Here is a 20,806-nt window from a genome sequence, read left to right on the forward strand (position 1 = left end):
AAGGCCGATTCCTTGCGGAAAAAACGAATTCTCGAATTATCGCCGACAGCCTGCCGCGGCGACCTGGTTTTTGGGTCCAGTGCTTGAGGTTTACTAGAACATATGTTCGATTCTACGTCATCAGTGGTCATGGTGGTGCTTCTCCTGCTGATCGGTATAGTCCTGGGGGGATTGGCAGGGTATGTGCTGGGTCGCACCCAGGGCCGGAGGGCCGTCGGCATGGGGTCCGACGGCCAGGTGGATGAGCTGCGCGCTCAGCTGGATCAGGCCCAGGAACAGCTCCATGGATCCGATGCGGCTCTGGTTGAGGCACGGACCAAGGTGGACGGCCTGAACCGCGAGCTCTCTTTTGTCAAGTCCCAGCTGGCCCAGGCCCAGCAGGCAGAGCAGATCAGAATCGAGCAGGAGCGCCGCCGCGCCCAGGCTCAGGCGGAGGAGAAGCGGCGCAGGCAGGCAGAGAGCATGGAGGAGGAAAGCAAGGTGCTCTCGGCTCTGGCCCCCGTGCAAAAGAATTTGGATGCCCTCCAGCATAAGGTGGCCCAGATCGAGGAGGGCCGCAAGCAGGAGATGGGCTCCTTGGGACAGCAGCTGAAGAGTCTGGGCGAGCAGCAGGGGAGACTGGACAAGGAGACCAGCTCCCTGGCTTCGGCCCTGCGCAACAACAAGGTGCGCGGCGCATGGGGTGAGGCTCAGCTCAGGAATATCGTCGAGTCGGCGGGGCTCTTGGAGCATGTGGACTTCGACACCCAGGTGGTGGTCACCGCCTCGGATGGTCGCATCTTGCGTCCCGACATGGTGGTTCACCTGCCCGGTGGCAAGACCATTCCTATCGATGCCAAGGCCCCCTATTCCGACTACCAGCGGGCCTGCGAGATCCCCGACACTGCTTCGGATGATGAGCTGCGCCGCCGGGATGAACTGCTCAAGGCGCATGCCCGGGCCCTGCGCGAGCACGTCAAGGCCCTGGCCGACAAGGAGTACTGGAACGCCTTCGAAACAGCCCCGGACTTCGTGGTGGCCTTCATTCCCAACGACTCCCTTCTGCAGGCCGCCCTGGAGGTGGACCCTACCCTGATGGATGACGCCTTTGCCCAAAAGGTGGCCCTGACCTCGCCGGTGACCCTTTGGGCTGTGCTCAAGTCGGTAGCCTATGCCTGGCAGCAGCAGAACCTGTCCGAGGACGCCCGCACTCTCTTCACACTCACCCACGAGCTCTATGACCGCTTTGTGGTTCTGGGCGATCGGGCCAATAAGCTGGGGCGCTCCATCACTGCCACGGTGACCGCCTACAACAAGTTCGCCTCCTCCTTGGAGTCGCGGGTTCTGGTCACAGCCCGCAAGCTGCAGCAGATGGATCCCTCCAAGGTCATCGATTCGGTCGACATGATCGATTCAGACAAGGGCAATATCAGGGAGCTGACCGCTCCGGAAGCTTTGCCTGACCAAGGGCGGTAAGTGCCGCTTAGGGGCCTCGGGCGCTAGTCTGATAAGCATGAACGAGGCAACGAAGAGACAAGAGGGTTCATCCTTCAGGCCCACTGGGTCGCCTGATTTGGTCGGGCGCGAATCCGACGCGGACCTGCCTGAGCCGGTCGATCAGCTGCGTGAACTCCTGGCCCAGGAGATTGGCGGGCGTCCCTTCACTGAGCTGAGCGGGGTCACTTTTCATCATCGTGGGGCTGTACTTGCCGGTCATGTTCTTCTGGACACCTTGGAGGATGCGGGTTATTCAGTCGACGACTTCGACGCGGTTGGGGCTCTGACAGCAGCTGCCGTGCCGCTGGCTGATGCCATGCTTCATGCCGCGGCCTCGCGCGGGCAGGATCTGGACGCCTTCGTTATGGATTTCGTCTACCCCTCCATCAAGGGCCCATCCATCGAAGGCAGGCGGGTTATCCTGCTGGATGCCTGGCTGGGCCGGAAATCCTACGTGCAGACCTCGTCACTGGTTACCTTGGGCAAGAACAACGAACTCAATCTTGACTGCGGGATCATCCAGCGTCAGGGTGCCAAGACGCTGGCTATCGCCTCGCTGGTGGGCGGCCGGACCGATGGCGGCATTCAGGTGGTCGATCCGGTGAACGGCTCCCGGCAGCGGCTGCCTTTCATCTGTGCCTATCAGGAGGATCAACTCGTCGGTGCGGCCGACGACTCTCCGGAGCGATCATGAGAGAACCGAATCCAGTGACCCGAGCGGCCATGGCCTCAGATGAGCCGGTTTTCCGGCAGGTGGGGGTCGGTCCCTGGCAGGAAGAGCATCCTGAGCAGCCCATGCCGATGGACCCGCGCTATGACCTCGAACTGCTGGAGCAGGGGGATCGTCGTAACGTCCTGGACCGGTACCGCTATTGGAAGGTCGAGGCCATTCGGGACGACCTGGATCGCCGAGGCCGTCATGATTTCGAGGTGGCTGTGGAAAATTGGACCCACGACTTCAATATCGGCTCCATGGTCCGAACCGCCAACGCCTTCGCTGCTCGCCGCGTCCATATAGTCGGTCCTCACAAATGGAATCGCAAGGGCTCATTGATGACCGAGCTCTACCAGCATGTGGTCCACGACCCCGACATAGCAACTATGACGGCCACCCTGCAAGAAGAGGCGGCCGGGCGGGGGGAGTCCGTGCCCCGTATGATCGCCATCGACAACGTTCCCGGGGCTGTCCCCATGGAGACCTATCACTTTCCCCGTCGTTGCCTGCTCATGTTCGGCGCTGAGGGTCCGGGGCTGTCCGAGAAGGCCTTGGAGCTGGCAGACGATGTGGTCTACATCTCCCAGTTCGGATCGGTGCGCTCCATCAACGCCGGGGCTGCAGCTGCCGTGGCCATGCACTCCTGGATCCGTCAGCATGCCAGGGTGGCAGATCAGTCAGACCAGGGGCCTCTGCCATGATTGTCGTCGACTCGCTGACCAAGCGCTTTGGCTCCCGCAAGGCACTGAACCGCGTCTCCTTCACGGCTAGGGACGGTCGGGTGACCGGATTTGTGGGGCCTAAAGGCGCTGGCAAGTCGACCACACTGCGCATTGCTCTGGGACTGGTTCGCCCTGACGCAGGCAAGGCCTTGTTCGATGGTCGGCCCTTCGTCCGGCTCTCATCGCCCATGCGGACAGCGGGAGCGGTACTGAATCCACGCAATGCCCACCCCGCTTGCAAGGCCAGGGACCACCTGCTGGCCCTGGCCGCGATCAGTGGTATTGATCACCGTCGGGTGGACCGGGTGCTTGAGATGGTCGGCCTGCAATCGGTCGCCGACAGGCCGACGGGGTCCCTTTCTCTGGGAATGAGTCAGCGGCTGGCTTTGGCCGCCGCCCTTCTGGGCGACCCGCACAACCTGGTTCTGGATGAGCTCCTTGACGGCCTGGCTTCGGAGGGAACCGAGCGGGTGAGGGAAATGTGGCGTGGCCTCGCCTCACAGGGCAGGGCAGTCCTCCTAAGCTCCCGTAAGATCAACGAAGTGGCTCAAATCGCCGACGATCTGGTCATCATCGCTAAGGGAAGGATCCTGGAGAGAACGACCGTGGCCCGGTTCATCGGTGAGCACTCCCGAGACTCCATATATGCGGTGACGCCTCAGCCCGACCAATTAAAGGCCGCCCTGGCCACGGCCGCCGGAATCAGCATCACCCGTCTGCCGCCGGGTAAGAGCTGTCCGCCAGATGCCGCACGCTTCCGCATCCAGGGTGCGCCCCTGGCTTCGACAGCTTCGATTCTGGCCCAGGAGGGAGTAGTTCTCTACGACTTCCAGCCGGAGGAAGTTTCCTTGGAACAGGCCTACAAGGACATCATCCACGGCAGAAGGGATGCACGACCATGAGTGCCGGCAGCGGCCGTCGATTCCGCCGGAGTTTGCGAGAGGTACCCTCAGGGCCTGATAACGCAACTCCACGGCATGGCTCCGCTTTCACTCGGCTGCGTCGAACCTCGGGGCTGTCCTTCCTGGATTCACGTCGTCCATGCGGTCAGCTGACCTTTTTCGGGGCGGTTCGAGGGGAGCTGCGCAAGATGCTCTCCCTGCGATCGACCTGGGTCTTGCTTCTGATCGTCATGCTGTTGCAGCCGTTGAGCACCGGTCTGATGGCCTGCGGGACCCGGGCCATGGCTGGCCTGGGCTGGCAGACCGATCGCCTTCCGGCTCACCTGTTGCCTGCGTCCAGTGACGTCTTCTGGTCGGCCGTCGCTTTCGGCCTGTTTCCGGGCATGATCGTGGCGGGCATTCTGGGGATTCTGGTCCTTACGCGCGAGTTTTCCGACGCCACCATTGAGAGCACGCTGACGGCCAATCCTCGTCGGGGCATGGTCCTGACGGCCAAAGGTCTTGCCTTGGCCTTGTTGACATGGTTGGCGGCACAGGTGGGCCTGCTGCTCAGCTGGATCCTGGCGACCCTGCTTCTGCCAGGCAGATCGGGGGTTTTGCCCGCTTACAAGCCCGGGCTTGCTCTGATTGATTTGCTGGGCGGTCCGCTCATGCTGATCCTCTTTGCTTTGATGGGCCTGGGTCTGGGGGCCTTGAGCCGATCCAAGGTCGGCGGGATTGGCATGTTCTCAGGGCTGACTTTGGCCCTGCCACTGATTCTGGGCCTCATGCAGGGTTTGAATTCTCATGCCGGCTGGCTGCAGATCCCTTTCAGACTGACCCCAACCAGCCTGCTGAGTACTTTCCTTTGTGGTCTGGGACAGGCGGTGGAGGCTGGTCACGGATGGTGGCCCACCTGGTGGCAGGCGGGCCTGATCATCATGGTCTGGACGGCCCTATGCTGTGCTCTGGGAACCCTGGTCTTTAGGCGCGCAGACATCGGTTGACCCTGCCTTCTGCGTGTCATAGAGCACCCATATGATGAGTGGTATGCCAACTTTTACACGTGAAGAGATCAAGCACTTGGGCGATTTGGCCCGGATTGCCTTGACCGATCAGGAGGCCGACCGCCTCAGGGGCGAACTCAACGTGATCGCCGATTCCATTACCAAGGTTCAGGAGGTGGCCGGCGACGACGTGCCCCCCACTGCCAATCCCATTCCTCTGGAGGCCTACCTGCGTCCCGATGAGGCTGAGGAACCGCTGACCCAGGAGGCTGCCCTTTCGGGGGCACCGGTCACCGAGTCGGGCATGTTCGTGGCCCCGCGCATTCTGGGTGAGGAGTGAGAAGATGAGCGCACAGGAAGAATTGGTCAAGCAATCCGCCTCCGACATGGCCGCACAGCTGCGGTCAGGGCAGGTCTCCAGCCGTGAACTGGTCCAGGCTCATCTGGATGTGATCGAGGCCGCCGAGCCCAGCATTGATGCATTTCTGCAGGTCAGCGCCGATCAGGCCTTGGAGCAGGCCGACGCCTTCGACCAGCGACTGGCTCATGAAGGAGCCGAGGGGCTGCCGGAACTGGCCGGCGTGCCCATCGCCATCAAGGACATGATCGTCACCGAGGGTATCCCCACTACGGCCGCCTCCAAGATCCTTGAGGGATGGGTGCCGCCTTACGATGCCACCGTTATCAAGAAGCTCAAGGCCGCGGGGATGCCCATTCTGGGCAAGACCAACCTGGATGAGTTCGCCCAGGGTTCCTCCACTGAGCACTCAGCATTCAAGACTACGCACAACCCCTGGGACACCGAGCGGGTTCCGGGCGGTTCAGGCGGCGGCTCGGCCTCGGCTGTCGGCTCCTTTGAGGCTCCGCTGGCCTTGGGCACCGACACCGGCGGATCCATTCGCCAGCCCGGATCCCTGACCGGTACCGTGGGTGTCAAACCCACCTACGGCGGCGTCTCCCGGTTCGGGGCCATCGCCATGGCCTCCTCCCTGGATCAGATCGGTCCGGTTTCCCGGTCCGTGCTGGATGCGGCCCTGTTGCAGGAGGTCATCGGCGGCTACGACCGCCGAGACTCCACCTCCATTCCCAAGCCGGTTCCCCCTCTGGCCCAGGCTGCTCGTCAAGGTCAGAAGCGTGATCTGAAGGGTCTCAAGGTGGGTCTGGTCAAGGAGCTGGGCGGCGAGGGTTATCAGCCCGGCGTCGAGGCCCGCTTCAACGAGGCTGTCTCACTGCTGGAGTCCATGGGTGCCGAGGTGGTCCAGGTCTCCTGCCCGCACTTCCCTTACGCGCTGGCCGCCTACTACATCGTCATGCCCTCCGAGGTCTCCTCCAACCTGGCCCGTTACGATGGCATGCGCTACGGCCTGCGGGTCATGCCACCTGAGGGCGTCCCCCAGACGGCTGCCAATATGATGGCTGCTACTCGTGAAGCCGGGTTCGGTGATGAGGTCAAGCGCAGGATCATCCTGGGTATCTACGCCCTGTCCGCCGGTTACTATGACGCCTGGTACGGCTCGGCTCAGAAGGTCCGCACCCTGGTCATCCGCGACTTTGAGAAGGCCTTCGAACAGGCCGATGTCCTGGTCTCGCCCACGTCGCCGACCACGGCCTTCCGCTTCGGCGAGAAGATGGACGACCCACTGGCCATGTATCTGAACGACGTAGCCACCATTCCGGCCAACCTGGCCGGCACTCCAGCCATGTCGATTCCCGCCGGGCTCAGCGACGACGGACTGCCTGTAGGCTTCCAGTTCTTCGCCCCCCAGATGCGCGACGAGGTCATGTACCGGCCCGCCGCCGCTCTTGAGGCGGCCCTGGAGGAGCAATGGGGCGGGCCCATCTCCCAGAAGCTGTCCACCCCCTGGCTGGATGGTCTGGCTCAGGATTCGACCAAGTAGGCATCGGAAGGAAACGGAATCACAATGGCTGAAAAACTGATGAAGTACGCCGATGCCGTGGCCAAGTACGACCCGGTGTTCGGCCTGGAGGTCCATGTCGAGCTCTGCACCAACACCAAGCTCTTCTGCCCGGCCCATATCGAGTTCGGCGGCGAGCCCAACACCCAGCTGACCCCGGTCTCCCTGGGCCTGCCTGGCAGCCTGCCCGTGGTCAACAAGACCGCCATCGACTATGCGGTCAAGCTGGGCCTGGCCCTGCACTGCAAGGTCAACGAGTGGAGCCAGTTCGCCAGGAAGAACTACTTCTACCCGGACATGCCCCGCGACTATCAGATCTCCCAGTATGACAAGCCCCTGAACGGCGAGGGTTATCTGGACGTGGAGCTGGACGACGGCAGCATCTTCCGTGTGCCCATCGAGCGGGCCCATGTGGAGGACGATGCCGGCAAGAACACCCACGTGGGCGGGGCTGACGGCCGCATCGAGGGTGCCGACCACTCCCTGGTGGACTACAACCGTGCCGGCGTTCCCCTGGTCGAGATTGTGACCAAGCCTATCGAAGGTGCCGGGGCGCGTACTCCCGAGGTGGCCGGGGCCTATGTCCGGGCCATCAGAGACATCGTCCGGGCCTTGGGCATCTCCCACGCTCGTATGGAGCAGGGCAACATGCGCGCCGATGTCAACGTCTCCCTGCATGCCGGGCCGGATGCCCCTCTGGGAACCCGGTCGGAGACCAAGAATGTCAACACCTTCAAGGGCATCGAGAAGACGCTGACCTACGAGATTCGCCGTCAGGCCGCCCTGCTGGAGTCCGGTGGGGAGGTGCTGCAGGAGACCCGCCACTGGGATGAGTCCACGCAGACCACTGCCGGCGGCCGGGTCAAGACCGATGCCAACGATTACCGCTACTTCCCCGACCCTGATCTGGTCATGGTCCATGTGACCAAGGACCATATCGAGGAGCTCAAGGCCCAGATGCCTGAGATGCCGCGCGAACGTCGCGCCCGCCTCAAGAAGGATTGGGACTTCACCGACCGTCAGATGCAGGACGCAGTCAACGCCGATGCCGTGGATCTGATCGAGGACACGGTCAAGGCCGGCGCCACGGCTGCCGGAGCCCGCAAGTGGTGGCTGGGCGAGATTTCCCGCGAGGCCAACGCCCGCGGGGTCAGCCTGCAGGAGCTGCCCATCTCGGCTCAGGATGTCGCTGATGTGGAGCAGCTGATTGCTGACGGCAAGCTCAACGACAAGCTGGCCAAGCAGACCGTCTCCGGCGTGTTGGCTGGCGAGGGCAAGCCCGCCGAGGTCGTCAAGAAGCATGGTTATCAGGTGGTTTCGGACGACGGGGCCCTGGACGCAGCCGTCGATCAGGCCCTCAAGGACAACCCGGACATCGTGGCCAAGCTCAAGGGCGGCAATATGAAGCCCATGGGCGCTATTATCGGAGCGGTCATGCGGGCCACCAAAGGTCAGGCCGATGCCAAGGCAGTCAGCAAGATCGTCATGGAGCGCATCGCTAAGTCCTGATCAGGCCCGGTCCGCCGACCTGATTCCATCGGGTTCAGACCGGCGGACCTGCCCGGCTTCTCATGGTTTTCTCAGGGGCGAGGGATTACAATTGATTGCCATCGCAAGGTGGCGATCATGGAGGTGACGTGATGTCTATGAGCGGCAGGGGCAATGACCGACCGCAAACGCAAACCGAGGGACCTGATGATATAGGGAGCAGACAGCTACCCGACCGGATCGAGATCCCCTACATTCGGGGCGAGATGTTGCACCTGCGGCCGGCTGTCATCGCCGATTTGACGGCAATGGACCAACTGGAGGCCTTCTACAATTCCACCGGCATTACCGGTAAGGGGCCAAGTGCCGAGCGAGCCGTGGTCAACGCCTGGGTACGTAGGTCAGTAGCCTGGTCCAAGGGTCTGGCTGCCCGTGATTCGGGTGTGGGAGATCCTGAGTCCCGCCGCACCCTGGCCTGGGCCATGGTCACTGATGCGGACACCGACCAGGATGGCTCGCCAGATGCCGATGCCACCAAGGGAGTCATCGGCATGATCTTCCTGATCGACGTGGATGGCTGGTCACGCTCAGCCAGGATCCAGGTGGTCCTGGGCAGGCACTTTCGCGGGCGCGGTTACTCCCGGGATGCCATGCCCAGAATCATGACCTACGGCTACGCGGCTGCTCCTATGGGTCTGGGCCTGCATCGGATCTGGGTGGCTGTGCCAGAGAAAAACACGCGCTCCATCTCCGTCTACCAGTCCCTGGGATTCATGATCTCGGGCACCTCCCGTGATGCCCTCTGGGACGCTGAGAACGGCAAGTATCAGGATCAGATCGTCATGGATGCCCTGGTCGACGAATATGATCCCATCCGTTCTTTGAATGCTTTCGGCATGCATGTCATCCGTGAAAATCCTGGCGTGGCCGAAGCCCTTGTTGCACATGGATACGCTGCGGATGAGGATGGCGGCATAAGCGGGTCCGAGGAGTCTACTCCGGCAGCTCAGGATTCGCAGGTATCAGGTGACCGGACCCACCTGACCCCGAAGAGTGGCCCGCATTCAGAACAATCTGCCCAAGGCCATGCAGAACCCGATAGCAGGAATGATGACAAGGCGGTTCCCGGTCGGAAGGGCGCTGAGGATGCGGGGAAGGAGTCCGATTCCGACGAATCCGTTGCCGATCAGTCCGACGAGGAGCACACGGCCTCGGACTGGGCCTATGGGTCGGCTGAGACCAAGCGATCCAAACGCGCCTGGTGGCGTACGCTTGGCCATGGCCGTGATCGCGCGAATGGAGGCAGTCGATGAGTGCTGAGGATCTCGACAACTACGAGACCAACGCCGAACTCGCCTTGTATCGCGAGTATCGGGACGTGATCAAGCTGTTCACCTACGTGGTCGAGACCGAGCGGCGGTTCTACCTGGCCAACAAGGTGGACTTCAACGTCCGATCTGCTGGGCAGGACGTCTACTTTGACGTCCGGCTGACCGATGCCTGGGTCTGGGATGTTTACCGGTCCAGCAGATTCGTCAAGAACGTCCGCATCGTCACCTTCAAGGATGTCAATGTGGAGGAAGTGCAGAAGACAGACATCGATATTCCCGATTCGCTGGGCTAAACGACGCGCTAGGGCGAGCATCATCACGTTTGTTCCACGCAATGGCGGGAATTCGTGTGGGAAGTCCTTCGGAAGTCTCTGACTGGGGACGAGCCAGGTACAGTTGTGATGATTTCATACCGTTTTCAGGAGGTTGGCATGGAGCGCAAACAGTCCGTGATCGTCATCGGCGGAGGGCCCGCCGGCTTGACAGCGGCATGGGAACTGGTCAAGGACGGCGGCGACGAGCGCTATGACGTCACTGTGCTGGAGGCCACCAACGCCTTTGGCGGCATCTCCCGCACGGTTCGACACAACGGCAACCGCATGGACATCGGCGGCCATCGGTTCTTCTCCAAGGATGACCGGATTATGGACTGGTGGAAGGATGTCCTGCCTCTGCAGGGCGCACCCTCCTATGACGATAAAAAACTTGGCCGCCACCACGACCTGGAGCCCGGCGGCCCCGACCCGGAGAAGACCGACCGGGTCATGCTCAAGCGTCACCGAGTCTCCAGGATTTATTGGAACCACCACTTCTTCGACTATCCCATCTCCTTGTCCGCAAACACCCTCAAGGCCATGGGTTTCAAGCTGACCATGCAGGCCGGATTCAGCTACCTGAAGTCCGTCGTCCACAAGCTGCCAGAGGACAACCTGGAGAACTTCTATATCAACCGGTTCGGTCGCAAGCTTTACTCCATGTTCTTCGAGGGCTACACCGAAAAGCTTTGGGGCCGCCACCCCCGCGAGATCAGCGCCGACTGGGGTGCCCAGCGGGTCAAAGGGCTCAGCATCATGGGCGTGCTCAAGAACGCCTTCCAAAAGCTGCTGCCCAAGAAGCGCGATGCCCACCAGGTCGAGACCAGCCTGATCGAGGAGTTCTGGTACCCCAAGCTGGGTCCAGGGCAACTCTGGGAAACCGTGGAGCGTCGCAATGTGGAGCATGGAGTCCACGTGATCACCGATGCACGTGTGATAGGACTGACTCAGCAAGACGGCCACATGACTGGTGTGATCTATCGCAATGCTGATGGCAAGGAGGTGACCCTGCAGGCTGACCAGATCATCTCCTCCATGCCCATCAAGGACCTGGTGGAGGCCATTGCCCACGAGGAGCCGTCCACCGACAAGGAGATGGTCAGAGTGGCTCAGGGCCTGCCCTACCGCGACTTCGTGACCGTTGGCCTGCTGGTCCGTCACCTGCGCATCCGCAACACCACCTTCATCAAGACCCTGGGCGACCCGCCCATCGTTCCCGACTGCTGGATCTACGTGCAGGATCCCGGCTACAAGATGGGCCGCATCCAGATCTTCAACAACTGGAGTCCCTACATGGTCAAGAATGTGGACGGCACTGTCTGGATCGGCCTGGAGTACTTCTGCAAGGAGGGTGATGACTTCTGGAGCATGAGCGATCAGGAGACCACTGACTTCGCCGTCAAGGAGCTGACGCGAATGGGCATCATCAACGGATCCGCCGACGTGCTGGACTCGCACCGGGAGAGGGTTTTCAAGGCCTACCCGGCCTACTTCGACACCTACGCCCAGATGCCGGAGCTGGTCAAGTGGCTGGATTCCTTTGGCAACCTTTACTGCGTGGGCCGCAACGGGCAGCACCACTACAACAACCAGGACCACTCCATGGCCACATCCATGGAGGCCGTGGCCAACATCAGATCGGGGCGTGCCGACAAGACCAACGTCTGGAACGTCAACACCGAGAAGTCCTACCACGAGGAGAAGTAGGCAGACTTCGGCCTTCGTTTCCTTTAAGCCTCCGACCGTATGGTTGGGGGCTTTGTCATTTACGACAGGGCAATGGCGGGTGCCTTCAGGGGCAGGCCCAGCAGCTGCGAGAAGAAGGCCACGCTCTCGCGGACACGTTGGCGGACCACCTCTCTGATGTGCGGGTGACCTGCCGCCCTTCTGCCATTGCTGACGATGGACGATAGCCCGTCGGCCATCAGCCAGGCCACACTGCGGGTGCCGGCTGTTTGGATCAGCTGGGTCTGCGGCAGGCCCCCCTGATCCAGCCAGCGGTCCAGGGCCTTGGTCAAGGGGTCGATGATTTGCCTGACGAAGCCCTCCATCACATTGCTGTTGGTACTCAGGTAGTTGTACCAGTTGGCTTTGTCCGCGAAGATGACATCCATCTTCCAGATGGCCCTTATCAGATGCGGGCAAATGTCGTCCAGCGCCTCTTGAACGCTCAAGTCTGGGTCCTGCAGAATGTCGACTACATGGTCCACGTAGGAGGCCAGGTAGGTGCGTGCGCAGGCATCTACCAGGTCGTCCTTGGATTTGAAGTAGTAATAAAAAACGCTCATGCCCACGCCCTTGCCGTGGTTCATGGCGCGGATTACGTCGCGCAGGGAGGTGTTTGCAGCGCCTTTCCGGTCGAAGACCCGCATGGCGGTGGTTACGAATTCGCTCCGCCGTTGCTCACGCAGAGATGATCGGTTATTCATATGCTCAGTCTAGAGGCTTACCCATGAATTTCTGGACACGCGGGCCGATTCTTGCGCCGGTCGGCCGCACGTTGTAGGCTTATGGAAGTTCGATAAGCCGAGTCGGCATCGAATTTTCATGAGCGGTACCCCCGCACTATTCTCAAGCTATTTGCCTAGCCTAATTAGGCATAGCGAAGGAAAGGCATTACAACAGTGGCAACAAGCCAAGATATTCATTCCATGAAGCTGCCCGAACTCAAGGAATTGGCCAGGCAGCTGGGGTTGCGCGGTATTTCCGGCATGCGCAAGCCGGTCCTGATCGAGACGATCGAGGCGGCACGCTCGGGCGGCAAGGCCCCTGAGGGAGTAACCGTTGGTAAGCCCAAGGCTGCGGCCGCCGTGGCTAAGGGGGGCCAGGCAGCTGATCAGCAGCAGCCGACAGGGCAGGAGGCAAAGCCCGCCGCAGAAGGCGGACAGGAGATCACCGATACCAGGGAATCCGAGGAATCCAAGGACGGTCGTCCTGTCGGAGACCTCTTCGATGTTTTGGGCATTGACGATCATAAGAGCGGCCATAATAGCGAGCACCGGAACCGATTCCCCCATACCGTGGCCGATGAGGAGAACGTGGTCATATCCCGTCGCCGTCACCGCAACACGGATTCATCTCGAGGCTCTCACACCAACCGCAGCCGGAGCGAGCGTGAGCATGGCGAGGAGCGCGAAGGCTCCGGCTCAGTGCGCAATTTGGACGACATTCTGGCAGCTCTGCCCTCACGGAATGACCGCCCTCGTCGGCGCAGCTACGAGGATCGCGGCGAGGAAGGGCATGACTACCGTCACAACGGCTATGATCGCCGGAACCGGGGCGATCGCAACGACCGCAACGACCGTCGCAACCGCAACAACCATCGCAGCAGCGGCCGGGATCGTGACTATGAGCCCAGGGAGAACTTCAAGCCCGAGGACCTGGTCCCCGTGGCGGGCATTGTGGATGTGCTGGACTCCTACGCCTTCGTGCGCACATCCGGCTACCTGCCCGGCCCAAACGACGTCTACATCTCCATGGGCCAGGTCAAGAAGTACGGCCTGCGCAAGGGCGATGCCGTGCATGGCTCCATCCGTCCCCCCCGCGAGGGTGAGCATCGCAACCAACGGCAGAAGTTCGTTCCTCTGCAGGCCATCGACTCCATCAACGGCATGAGCGTGGAGGACGCTGCAGGGCGCCCTCACTTCAACAAGCTGACCCCCCTCTACCCGCAGGAGCGCATGCGGATGGAGACCCAGCCCAAGAACATCACCGGTCGTCTGATCGACATCGTCGCCCCTATCGGCAAGGGCCAGCGCGGCCTGATAGTTTCGCCTCCCAAGGCTGGCAAGACCCTGACCCTGCAGTCCATCGCCAACTCCATCACCGCCAACAACCCAGAGGTGCACCTGATGGTGGTCCTGGTGGACGAGCGGCCCGAGGAGGTCACTGACATGGAACGCACGGTTCAGGGCGAGGTCATCTCCTCCACCTTCGACCGCCCCGCCAGCGATCACACCACCGTGGCCGAGCTGGCCATCGAACGGGCCAAACGGCTGGTGGAGCTGGGGCAGGATGTGGTGGTCCTTCTGGATTCCATGACCCGCCTGGCCCGCGCCTACAACATCTCGGCCCCCGCCTCCGGCCGCATCCTCTCCGGCGGCGTGGACGCGCAGGCCCTCTATCCGCCCAAGCGCTTCTTCGGCGCCGCCCGCAACATCGAGAACGGCGGCTCCTTGACCATCATCTCTTCGGCCCTGGTGGAGACCGGATCCAAGATGGACGAGGTCATCTTCGAGGAGTTCAAGGGCACAGGCAACATGGAGCTTAGGCTGACCCGGGATCTGGCTGACAAGCGCATGTTCCCCGCCATCGACATCAATGCCTCCGGCACCCGGCGCGAAGAGCTGATCACCGCGCCCGAGGAACTGGCTGTGGTCTACCGGCTGCGTCGTCTCCTGGGTGGCATGGAGACCGAGCAGGCCTACCAGACTCTGGTGCCCAGACTGAAGAAGACCGCCACCAACCGAGACTTCCTGGCAGCCATCAACCAGTCCATGCTGGCTCAGAAGTGACTCGGGCCTGATGACTGATTCGCCCGCTGGGCCCCATCCGCGACTCATTTCGCGGATGGGGCCCAGCGTATATGCAGTGATGCAAGGCAACGGTACCTTTCAACGGTTTGGCCCATTCGGATTCTGTCTGCTGTGATTTTCGGCTTTTTGTCTGACGGCCTTAGCTGGAGTGGGCTCATGGATTGCGGTTGCAGTTCGACCGGTTGATCCTGCAGGCGATCAGGCTGCGACAAAGACTGACAAGCGCCGTGAGGCGGCGGGTGCGGCCATCTTCATATGTTAAGGAATTCCTCTGCCGCGCATTCGGCACCTGCATCGGTGGGCGTGCGCGGATGAGCATCCCCCTGGAGCCTGTGTGATCCGCATGCCGAGTCAAGGCCGGTCTCCGAAAGGAGGAGCGGCTGGGTCGTCTGAAGCGTTTGATTAGACTGGTGACCTATGAGCGAAGCGAATGTGGAAACGGTGATCGATGATCAGGCGCGGAAGGGGGGAGCCAAGGCCGAAGCCGCCCGCCAGGTGGCAGAGCTGCGTGCTGATGTGGACACCATCGATGCTGCCATTATTGCCATGCTGGCTGAACGGTCCAGAGTGACGCGTCGCATTGGGCTTCTTAAAGCCCGAGCGGGGTTCGCTTCGGCGGATCTGCATCGTGAGGCCGCCCAGGTGGCGGTCTTGCGAGGCAAGGCTGATGATTACGGACTGGACCCGGATCTGGCCGAGGCCTATCTTCATCTGGTGGCCGATGCCGCCAAGCGGTGTCACGAACGGCTGGCCGACCAAGTTGGTCCACGCTGAAAGAGCCCATCATGCGATGATGGCTGTGGACATGGGCGAGCTCCTGTGCCCTCGGCCACAGTACCGAGAGCAAGACAGGTTCGTCTTACCAGCAAGTGCCAGGAGAACCCCCCCCCCTCAGGGACCTGCTCTTGTCAAATGCCAGCCGTGGTCGGACCCGCGGCTTCCTGATGCTGCTGCCTTGCCGCCAGGACTGTTGCCGTCACGAATAGTCCGACAAACAGTATGACGAGCAGACCCCGACTGCCGGTCAGCGGCAAAATATCCCTATAAGTGAAGGTCAGCCTCTCGGTCTCCGGACTGCCCTGGCCTATGTTCCAGGTGATGTTGACCGTTGTCGTGCCTGCCTTGAATGCCGGTGCGTAGAAGGTCCAGACATTTCTGGACTCCCATGTGTCCGCTCCGCCGTTCCGCTTCAGCTCGAGAACCTTTGTGGTATGCGGATCCGTTCCTACCGTGACTGCACTGACTGTGAACTGGGGCGGGCAAACCAGCGTGGCCGCTTTGATGCTGGCTGCGTCGGAACCGATGCCCAGCTGTTCGCCGTTGTTGTCTCCCCAGGCGTAGGCCTTGCCGTCTGAGTTGATGACCAGGGCCTGTCGTTCGCCTGCGCTGATCCGAGTGGTGTTGCTGTCTGCGTTCGCCACTTGAGCAGGGATTCTGCTGATCGGCCCCGCGATGGAGACATTGCCCAGGGCGTTCTGACCGTTGTTTCCCCAGCTGTAGATCCGTCCTCCGCCGTCGATCCCCAGGCAGAACCATCCTCCTGCGCTGACCTGGATGGGGCTGAAACCATCGCTGCTTCCGTCGGGGTCGGTCACCAAGGTCGGCACGGCGGCATCGTTGGTGTCTCCTGTGCCGAGGCGGCCGTCTGTATTTGCGCCCCAGGCGTAGGCCTTGCCGTCTCTGCCAATGGCCAGCGAGTGGGAGCCTCCTGCGCTGACTTGGGTGGCGAAGAAGCCTGCTGACCCGTCCCCGTATTCCAGGGGTGAGGACACGGTTGTGGGAGCAGCCTTTGACGCCTGCGCACTGTTGCCCAGCCTGCCGCTATTGCCGTATCCCCAGGCGTAGACTTGTCCGCTCATGTCGATGGCCAGGGAGTGCTGGTATCCTGCACTGATCTGTCTGGCGTGAAAGCCGCTGGCGCCATCGCCTACATTCACCGATACGGGGGATGGGGCATTCCCTGTCGTCTTGCCGTCGCCCACCTGACCGCCGTTGCTCCTGTCACCCCAGGCGTAGACCTGATGATTCTTTCCAATGGCCAAGGAATGGTATCCCCCCGCGCTTACCTGGGTGTAGGTGAAATCCTCGTCGGCATTGGCTGGTTTCCTCACTAGGACGGGCACCTTGCTGCTGTCTGTGGTGCCGTTGCCGAGCTGTCCATTGCTGTTGCTCCCCCAGGCGTAGGCGTTCCCGTCGCTGCCGACGGCCAGAGAATGGTTCTTGCCAGTGCTGACCTGGGCGAAGCGGATGCCGCGCTGCGGAGGTGGAGTGATGCTGACCTGGTATCCGCCAGTGGACGGGTTGCCGGCCGGGTCGACAGTCATCCGGGCTGAATGTGTCCAGTGTGCGACCAGGGTCAGCGGGCTGGTGACCGGCTTGCTGAAGTCGTAGGCCACCCTGGAGCTGCCATCGGCGTCTTTGACAAACCAGCCGTCGAACTGGAAGCCTGCCTTGGCCAGGGTTTGCCGAGGCACCAATTCTCCTTCCTTGATGTTCTTGCTTGTCCATGCCGCTCCGGTGCCTCCGGCTGGCTCGAGCGCAATGAGCTTATCGACCGGATCGAAGGTGTAGCTGAATCGCTGTGTCTGCTTTGAGCCCCCGGAATCCCCGGCGATGTTCCAGGTAATGGTGAAGCTGGTGGGGCCGTACGGGTAGGCGGGCGTAGTAAAAGTCCAGTCCTGATTGTCATTCCAAGTGTCTCTGCCTCTCTGGGCCAGCTCCTTGGCCGGCCGGGCACCGCTCGCCATGTTGCCGAAGACGACCTTGGTGAGGGTGATTTGCGGCGGTTGCGTGGTGCCGGGCCGTGTGGAGGATGAGTCTCGTCCGAGCTGGTTGTAGTAGCTGTATCCCCAGGTGTAGAGCAATCCGTCGGACCCAATGGCTGTCTGGTGATGGCTGGAGGTGGATACGGAGCTGGCTTTCACAGACTGAGCCAAGACAATGGCTGTCGGGCTGATCTGCCATGCTGCTTCTTGGCTTGAGCCGTTGCCCAGCTGACCGTAGGCCTTTTTGCCCCAGGTGTAGATCCTTCCGCTGTCATCTATAGCCTCGGATCCATCGTCGCCGGCGCTGATGGCGGTGATGTTGACAGCGTCGCTGCCGAAGCTGACTTCGACAGATCCCTTCACGCTTTCATTGGTATCTGCAGAGTGGCCGATTGCGGTGCCGGAACCCCAGCCGTAGACATCATGGTCGGTATCCAGTGCCAGCACATGCTGGTAGCCAGCGCTGATGGCTATATAGAACCGGTCGTCATGCTGTCCTGTGGCCAGGTCTCGGACACGTGCCGGCGTTGGGCTGTCATTGATGGTGCCGTCGCCGAGCTGTCCCCTGCTGTTTTCGCCCCAGGACCAGGCATGGCCCTGACTGTCCAGCGCTGTGCTGGTGGTGAAGCCTGCGCTGATGGCGGTGATGCCGGACAGCGACGTTACCTTGGCGGGCGAGGGGTGATTGTCGTTGTCCGAACTGCCGTTGCCGAGCTGTCCCCGTTGGTTGTCACCCCATGTGTAGACCGTTCCGTCCTTGGACAGGGCCATGGCGTAGGTTCGTCCTGCGCTGATGGCGTTGATTTCGGCATCGCCCGTCTTTGCCCTTGTCGGTTCGGTGGAATAATCCTCGGCGGAGCCGTTGCCGAGCTGCCCCTTGCCGTTGCTGCCCCAAGTGTAGACCGTGCCGTCTGAGGCCAGGGCCATGGAGTAGGCATCACCTGCACTGACGGCTGTGAAGGTCTTTCCTTTTACGGCATCATTATCGGTGATCCGCACTGGTGTTGCCGCCGTGCCAGTGTCCTTGCCGTTGCCCAGGGTTCCGCTGGCCTGGCTTCCCCAGGCATACACGTGCCCGTCAGAGCCCACGGCCAGGGTGTGGTAGCGGCCTGTGCTGACCTGCGCGAACCGTACCCCCTTGGGTTTTGGGGGAGTCAGGGTGATTGTAGAGCCCCCGGTGTCATCGCCGTGGAGGGCGTCCGCTGTTTTCCATTCGGCATTCGACGATGACCAATGGGCTTTCAGGTTCAGTGGTCTGGTGACCGTCTTGCTGAAGTCGTAGGCCACCCTGGAGCTGCCATCGGCGTCTTCGACGAACCAGCCGTCGAAGACGCAGCCTGACTTGGTCACGGTGGGGGGCGAAGCAAGCTGGCCTGCAGTTACGGATTGATTGGAGGTCTGTGAGCCTCCGTCCGAATCAAAGACGATCTTCTGCGCAGTGGGTGTGAAAGTATAGTCGGCGATGACTTGCCCCTGCTGTTTTGCGCCTCCGATGGCCCATTGTCCATCATTGATTTTGATCTTGGTGGTTCCGTAAGTGTGGTGAGGGGTGGTGACCGTCCATTGGCCATTCGCGCTCCATGTGTCGTCCGAGGCTCGGCTGATCGGGGTGCTGCTGTCGGTCTTGGCTACATCGGTTTTGCCGAAGCTCAGCTTGGACAGGTCTATCTGAGGGGGGCTGACCAGTGTAGGTTTGGTCTGCGGGCCGGACGCAGGCCCATTGTCGCCTTCTCCAAGTTTGCCGTTCCTTGCCTCCCCCCAGCTGTAGGGGAGTCCGTCGGAGCCGATGGCCAGGCTGTGTCGGCAGACATCGAATGCAGCGACTGTGGCGCCCGTCAGGCTCACCTTGGTCATGGCTGATTTGGGGCTTGTCGTTCCGTCGCCCAGCTGACCGCTGGAATTGCTGCCGAGCATATACAGGCTGCCCGCAGAGTCGATCACCGCAGAGGAGAAATCGCCGGCGCTGACTGCGGTAGGTGCCGCTGTCCCCGCAGGCAGACTGATCTGGCTGGGGTGAAAGGCGTGAACGCTGTCGACATCGGTGTCGCTTCCCTTGGTCAGCGGATAGCCCCAGAAATACACCCCGCCCGCCTTGCTCAGCGCCAGGACATGCAGATACCCTGCATCGATGTCGGTATAGACAGTGTCATCCTCGGTTCCGCCCTGGTCTTTAAGAATGCGTGTGGGCGTGTAGACGCCGCTGGCTGCGTTGCCAGCTGTTCCGTTGGCCAGTTGGCCTCCCTGGTTGCGGCCCCAGGCATAGGCATGGCCCTGGCTGTCCAATGCCGTTTGGAAATCGTATCCGGCGCTGATGACTGCGAAGGTGATGCCGGATGGTGAATGGACCGCGGCGGGCGTGGGGTTGGCGTTGACGCCGGACATCCCATTGCCGAGCTGGCCGTATTCGTTGTCCCCCCAGGTGTAGATCGTGCCATCCGAGGCCAGAGCCATGGCATGCCAGTACCCGGCGCTGACGGCGGTGATTGTGGCCCTGAGGTTTGCCTTCACCGGTTCGGCGGAGTCCGTGGTGGAGCCATTGCCGAGTTCGCCGCGGCTGTTGTTGCCCCAGGTGTAGACCGTCCCGTCAGAGGCCAGGGCCATGGAGAATGTGGTTCCTGCGCTGACGGCTATGAAGGTCTTGCCTTGTATGGCTGCATTGTCAGTTATCCGCACCGGTGTGTCTGCATTGGTGAGGGTGCCGTTGCCGAGTTCGCCCTTGCTGTTGTCGCCCCAGGCGTAGATGTGGCCGTCTGAACCCACGGCAAGGGTGTGGTCGTGTCCGGCGCTGACCTGTGCGAATCTGACCCCTCGGGGCTTGGGCGGAGTCAGGGTGATTGCGGAGCCCCCTGTGTCTTCGCCGCTGGCGTCGGCTGTTGTCCACCGGCCATCTTTGATCGATGACCAGTGGGCTGTAAGCGACTGCGGGCCGGTGACCGGCTTGCCGAAGTCGTAAGCCACCTTGGAATCTTTCAGGAACCAGCCGTCGAAGAGGCAGCCCGACTTGGTGACGGAGGGAGGGGATGCCAGATGACCTGCGGTTACCGACTGGTTCAAGGCTGGTGAGCCGGGAGCCTGCGAGCCTCCGTCCGGATCGAAGGTGATGGCATACGATGATGAATCCATAGTTCGGGATGGCTTGTCTCCGCGCGGCCTGTCCTTGAACGATTCGTCCGCCCCTTTTCCGCTCAATGGTTGGAGGGCCTTGAGCGGGGAAGGATTGCCGCTGGCCAGCGGAGACGGCCAGGCTGTTGGGGTCAGGGCCCTTGCCTCCGCCGCCCTGCCTGGGCCCATGTTGCTGTATTGTCCGGGGGAGGGCGCTCCGTCCTCAGCCGTGCCGCTGCTCCCCGCGGTAGGCGCCGGCGCCATCTCGTCGGTGGATGCGTACGCCCCCGTTGACGCTCCGACCAGCGCCAGCCCAACCATAGCCGTCAATGCCATCAGTCTGCGGATGCCATGATCTTTCCCCACTTGAATCTTCCTTCTCCCAGTGTGCCGACTCCCCAGGCCAAGGCCCAAAACTGCGTCGATGCACACCGATTAAAGCCCCTATACACGTTCAACCTTAGCATTGCAATCAATGGCAGGATCGGGGTGTCGTATTCAGGCTCTTGCACCGCTGCAGGGCAGCCTGCAGCTGACCCGACCCTTGACAATGG

At 61.7% G+C, this 20,806-nt stretch carries 15 protein-coding genes; 13 read left to right on the forward strand and 2 right to left on the reverse strand.

The window, feature by feature from the left end; translation table 11 throughout:
• Positions 1-102 precede the first annotated feature (102 nt).
• From rmuC to J3T92_RS00785, 11 genes are all read left to right on the forward strand, one after another.
• A complete protein-coding gene (gene rmuC, locus J3T92_RS00735) occupies positions 103-1,455 on the forward strand; it encodes a DNA recombination protein RmuC (RefSeq protein WP_267399279.1) in 1,353 nt (450 codons plus the stop codon).
• 37 nt (positions 1,456-1,492) lie between these two features.
• Positions 1,493-2,170, forward strand: a complete 678-nt coding sequence (locus J3T92_RS00740; RefSeq protein ID WP_267399281.1) for an orotate phosphoribosyltransferase — start codon at positions 1,493-1,495, stop codon at positions 2,168-2,170.
• Positions 2,167-2,892 (forward strand): TrmH family RNA methyltransferase, encoded by a 726-nt coding sequence (locus J3T92_RS00745; protein WP_220236417.1) that lies wholly within the window; start codon positions 2,167-2,169, stop codon positions 2,890-2,892. Before J3T92_RS00740 ends, J3T92_RS00745 begins: the two co-directional genes overlap by 4 nt.
• Positions 2,889-3,815: an ATP-binding cassette domain-containing protein gene (locus tag J3T92_RS00750; protein ID WP_267399282.1), complete on the forward strand. Its 927-nt coding sequence runs from the start codon at positions 2,889-2,891 to the stop codon at positions 3,813-3,815. The genes J3T92_RS00745 and J3T92_RS00750 overlap by 4 nt, the downstream gene beginning before the upstream one ends.
• Positions 3,812-4,801, forward strand: a complete 990-nt coding sequence (locus J3T92_RS00755; protein ID WP_267399284.1) for an ABC transporter permease subunit — start codon at positions 3,812-3,814, stop codon at positions 4,799-4,801. Before J3T92_RS00750 ends, J3T92_RS00755 begins: the two co-directional genes overlap by 4 nt.
• A 43-nt stretch (positions 4,802-4,844) precedes the next feature.
• On the forward strand, positions 4,845-5,141 hold the full coding sequence (gatC, locus tag J3T92_RS00760) for an Asp-tRNA(Asn)/Glu-tRNA(Gln) amidotransferase subunit GatC (RefSeq protein WP_220236414.1): 297 nt from the start codon (positions 4,845-4,847) through the stop codon (positions 5,139-5,141).
• 4 nt (positions 5,142-5,145) lie between these two features.
• On the forward strand, positions 5,146-6,699 hold the full coding sequence (gene gatA / locus J3T92_RS00765; RefSeq protein WP_267399286.1) for an Asp-tRNA(Asn)/Glu-tRNA(Gln) amidotransferase subunit GatA: 1,554 nt from the start codon (positions 5,146-5,148) through the stop codon (positions 6,697-6,699).
• Between the two features lie 24 nt (positions 6,700-6,723).
• Positions 6,724-8,226 carry an Asp-tRNA(Asn)/Glu-tRNA(Gln) amidotransferase subunit GatB gene (gatB, locus tag J3T92_RS00770; RefSeq protein ID WP_267399287.1) on the forward strand — a complete coding sequence of 501 codons (1,503 nt, stop codon included), beginning with the start codon at positions 6,724-6,726 and terminating at the stop codon, positions 8,224-8,226.
• 245 nt (positions 8,227-8,471) lie between these two features.
• A complete protein-coding gene (locus J3T92_RS00775; protein ID WP_267400207.1) occupies positions 8,472-9,518 on the forward strand; it encodes a GNAT family N-acetyltransferase in 1,047 nt (348 codons plus the stop codon).
• Positions 9,515-9,829, forward strand: coding sequence for a DUF2469 domain-containing protein (locus J3T92_RS00780; RefSeq protein ID WP_015022511.1), 315 nt, complete (start codon positions 9,515-9,517; stop codon positions 9,827-9,829). Before J3T92_RS00775 ends, J3T92_RS00780 begins: the two co-directional genes overlap by 4 nt.
• A gap of 138 nt (positions 9,830-9,967) precedes the next feature.
• On the forward strand, positions 9,968-11,557 hold the full coding sequence (locus J3T92_RS00785) for an NAD(P)/FAD-dependent oxidoreductase (RefSeq protein ID WP_267399288.1): 1,590 nt from the start codon (positions 9,968-9,970) through the stop codon (positions 11,555-11,557).
• A gap of 59 nt (positions 11,558-11,616) precedes the next feature.
• On the opposite strand, the gene J3T92_RS00790 is transcribed toward J3T92_RS00785, so the two are convergent.
• A complete protein-coding gene (locus tag J3T92_RS00790) occupies positions 11,617-12,279 on the reverse strand; it encodes a TetR/AcrR family transcriptional regulator (protein WP_267399289.1) in 663 nt (220 codons plus the stop codon).
• Positions 12,280-12,501: 222 nt separating this feature from the next.
• Here J3T92_RS00790 and rho point away from each other — a divergent pair, with 222 nt between their 5' ends.
• Together rho and J3T92_RS00800 are read left to right on the forward strand one after the other, a co-directional pair.
• A complete protein-coding gene (gene rho / locus J3T92_RS00795) occupies positions 12,502-14,364 on the forward strand; it encodes a transcription termination factor Rho (protein WP_416378898.1) in 1,863 nt (620 codons plus the stop codon).
• Positions 14,365-14,802: 438 nt separating this feature from the next.
• A complete protein-coding gene (locus J3T92_RS00800; RefSeq protein ID WP_267399291.1) occupies positions 14,803-15,159 on the forward strand; it encodes a chorismate mutase in 357 nt (118 codons plus the stop codon).
• Positions 15,160-15,293: 134 nt separating this feature from the next.
• On the opposite strand, the gene J3T92_RS00805 is transcribed toward J3T92_RS00800, so the two are convergent.
• On the reverse strand, positions 15,294-20,618 hold the full coding sequence (locus tag J3T92_RS00805; protein ID WP_267399292.1) for an InlB B-repeat-containing protein: 5,325 nt from the start codon (positions 20,616-20,618) through the stop codon (positions 15,294-15,296).
• Positions 20,619-20,806: the final 188 nt, after the last annotated feature.

Origin of the sequence: Bifidobacterium sp. B4081, from assembly GCF_026537335.1 — a bacterium.
GTDB lineage: Bacteria > Actinomycetota > Actinomycetes > Actinomycetales > Bifidobacteriaceae > Bombiscardovia.

What these genes read in the sequence shown, in the direction of transcription:
- rmuC (WP_267399279.1), top strand. Translation starts at nt 103, where the DNA reads ATGTTCGATTCTACGTCATCAGTGGTCATGGTGGTGCTTCTCCTGCTG.
- J3T92_RS00740 (WP_267399281.1), top strand. Translation starts at nt 1,493, where the DNA reads ATGAACGAGGCAACGAAGAGACAAGAGGGTTCATCCTTCAGGCCCACT.
- J3T92_RS00745 (WP_220236417.1), top strand. Translation starts at nt 2,167, where the DNA reads ATGAGAGAACCGAATCCAGTGACCCGAGCGGCCATGGCCTCAGATGAG.
- J3T92_RS00750 (WP_267399282.1), top strand. Translation starts at nt 2,889, where the DNA reads ATGATTGTCGTCGACTCGCTGACCAAGCGCTTTGGCTCCCGCAAGGCA.
- J3T92_RS00755 (WP_267399284.1), top strand. Translation starts at nt 3,812, where the DNA reads ATGAGTGCCGGCAGCGGCCGTCGATTCCGCCGGAGTTTGCGAGAGGTA.
- gatC (WP_220236414.1), top strand. Translation starts at nt 4,845, where the DNA reads ATGCCAACTTTTACACGTGAAGAGATCAAGCACTTGGGCGATTTGGCC.
- gatA (WP_267399286.1), top strand. Translation starts at nt 5,146, where the DNA reads ATGAGCGCACAGGAAGAATTGGTCAAGCAATCCGCCTCCGACATGGCC.
- gatB (WP_267399287.1), top strand. Translation starts at nt 6,724, where the DNA reads ATGGCTGAAAAACTGATGAAGTACGCCGATGCCGTGGCCAAGTACGAC.
- J3T92_RS00775 (WP_267400207.1), top strand. Translation starts at nt 8,472, where the DNA reads ATGTTGCACCTGCGGCCGGCTGTCATCGCCGATTTGACGGCAATGGAC.
- J3T92_RS00780 (WP_015022511.1), top strand. Translation starts at nt 9,515, where the DNA reads ATGAGTGCTGAGGATCTCGACAACTACGAGACCAACGCCGAACTCGCC.
- J3T92_RS00785 (WP_267399288.1), top strand. Translation starts at nt 9,968, where the DNA reads ATGGAGCGCAAACAGTCCGTGATCGTCATCGGCGGAGGGCCCGCCGGC.
- J3T92_RS00790 (WP_267399289.1), bottom strand. Translation starts at nt 12,279, where the DNA reads ATGAATAACCGATCATCTCTGCGTGAGCAACGGCGGAGCGAATTCGTA.
- rho (WP_416378898.1), top strand. Translation starts at nt 12,502, where the DNA reads ATGAAGCTGCCCGAACTCAAGGAATTGGCCAGGCAGCTGGGGTTGCGC.
- J3T92_RS00800 (WP_267399291.1), top strand. Translation starts at nt 14,803, where the DNA reads ATGAGCGAAGCGAATGTGGAAACGGTGATCGATGATCAGGCGCGGAAG.